Origin of the sequence: Streptomyces sp. NPDC050564 (assembly GCF_044457265.1) — a bacterium.
In the GTDB taxonomy this organism is placed as follows: Bacteria; Actinomycetota; Actinomycetes; order Streptomycetales; family Streptomycetaceae; genus Streptomyces.
In genome coordinates, this window is sequence record NZ_JBITGS010000117.1 from 1 (window position 1) to 1,804 (window position 1,804).

Annotated in this window: 2 protein-coding genes; one reads left to right on the forward strand and one right to left on the reverse strand. The window is 67.1% G+C overall.

The genetic code is table 11. The features are described 5' to 3' along the window. Window positions 1–38: 38 nt before the first annotated feature. On the reverse strand, window positions 39–245 hold the full coding sequence (locus ACIBK0_RS51905) for a helix-turn-helix transcriptional regulator (protein ID WP_399097549.1): 207 nt from the start codon (window positions 243–245) through the stop codon (window positions 39–41). 43 nt (window positions 246–288) lie between these two features. On the opposite strand from ACIBK0_RS51905, the gene tnpB reads away from it, so the two are divergent. Then, the gene (gene tnpB, locus ACIBK0_RS51910; protein WP_399097551.1) at window positions 289–1,740 is read left to right on the forward strand and encodes an IS607 family element RNA-guided endonuclease TnpB; all 1,452 of its coding nucleotides are present in this window, start codon (window positions 289–291) and stop codon (window positions 1,738–1,740) included. Window positions 1,741–1,804: the final 64 nt, after the last annotated feature.

Below are 1,804 nucleotides of genomic sequence, written 5' to 3' on the forward strand. Positions count from 1 at the left end.
AGGGGGTTGGGAACTGTTGTGGTAACCGTCAGCGTCATTCAGTCTTCATCAGCATGTGTCTGCCGTGGTGGATGTCTGGTGCGCCAGGCGTCGAGTTCGGCGGCTGGCCACAGGAGGGTTCGACCGACCTTGCGGGGTGTGGGGAAGTCGGGGGTGTTGCGGTGGTGGTTGTAGAGGGTTCGCCATGCGATGCCGAGGCGGGTGCAGGCTTGTTCGCTGGTAAGCCAGCCTTCGAGTTCATTCATTCTGTACACTCTAGTCACTCACTGACTAAAGGAGGTGTCCAGCGTGAAGAAGTTCCAGCCGCGGCCCGGTTTCGTGGTGCAGGCGTCCCGGTTCGCGCTGGACCCGAACGCAGGTCAGGAACACGCGTTGCGCTCGCACTGCGGTGCCGCCCGCGCCGCGTACAACTGGGCGGTGTCGTGGGTGACCGCGTCGTGGTGGCAGCGCAACGCCGAGGAGTCCTACAGCGTCCCCGCGGAGCGGCTCACCGAGTGGAGGCCGTGGTCACTTCCTACGCTGCGGAAGGCGTTCAACGAGGCCAAGCACACCGACCCCCGCTTCGCCCACTGGTGGGCGGAGAACTCCAAGGAGGCCTACAACACGGGCCTCGCGAACGCGGCTGCCGCTTTCGACAACTACGCCAAGTCCCGGCAGGGTAAGCGCAAGGGCCGTAAGGTCGGCATGCCGCGGCGGAAGTCGAAGCGTAAGGCCCGACTTGCCTGCCGGTTCACCACCGGCACCATCCGTATCGAGGCCGATGGCCGGCACGTCACGCTGCCCCGGCTCGGGACGATCCGGCTGCACGAGAAGGCCGAAGGACTGCGTGAGCCCATCGCGGCCGGCACGGCGCGGATCCTGTCCGCGAGCATCCGCTACGAACGCGGACGCTGGTTCGTGTCCTTCCAGGTCGAGGTGAAGCGTGAGATCCAGCGCATCGCCCGACCCGACGTGGCCGTAGGCATCGACCTGGGTGTCAAGCACCTGGCAGTGATGGCCGACAGCGCCGGAGAGGTCCGCTACGAGCCGAACCCGAAGCACCTGGATACCGCGCTCTCACAGTTACGGCGCTTGTCCCGCCGCGTCTCCCGCCGCCAAGGGCCCGACCGGCGCACTGGCCAGCAGCCCTCGAAGCGGTGGCTGAAGGCCAACGCACAGCGCAACCGGGTGCACCACCGGGTGGCGAACCTGCGCGCGGACGCCCTGCACAAGCTCACCACCAAGGTGACCGGCGAGTACGGCACGGTGGTGGTCGAAGACCTCAACGTTGCCGGGATGCTCAAGAACCGGCGCCTCGCCCGCAGGATCGCTGACGCCGGGTTCGGGGAGATCCGCCGCCAGCTCACCTACAAGGGTCAGCGCAACGCCTGCCGCACGGTGGTGGCGGACCGCTGGTACCCCTCCTCCAAGACCTGCTCGGCGTGTGGCGCGGTGAAAGCCAAACTGCCGCTGCACGTCCGAGTCTTCGACTGCGACGAATGCCCTCTGGTCATGGACCGGGACGAGAACGCAGCACGCAACCTCGCCGCCCTCGCGGCGGCCGGCACGACAGGTACCGGAGTGGCCGGAGACCTGGACGCCGTCAAGGCGTCGAAGCCTCGTGGAGCCGACCAGAAGACCCGCACCACCCCGCCCAGCCGCAAGGCCGGACGGGGGCGGGCAGGTGGCGCAACCCTCCCGCACCAACGGCAGGAGGAAGCGAGAGACCGTCGACAAACCGAAGCCCTCACGCTTTGGTGACGTCACGGACCTTCCGGGCAGAAATGCCCGGATTGCTGAAATCCACTGAGGATCGAAGCAACGG

Excerpts from the sequence above, each read along its gene's own strand:
- ACIBK0_RS51905 (WP_399097549.1), bottom strand. The coding sequence starts at position 245 with ATGAATGAACTCGAAGGCTGGCTTACCAGCGAACAAGCCTGCACCCGC.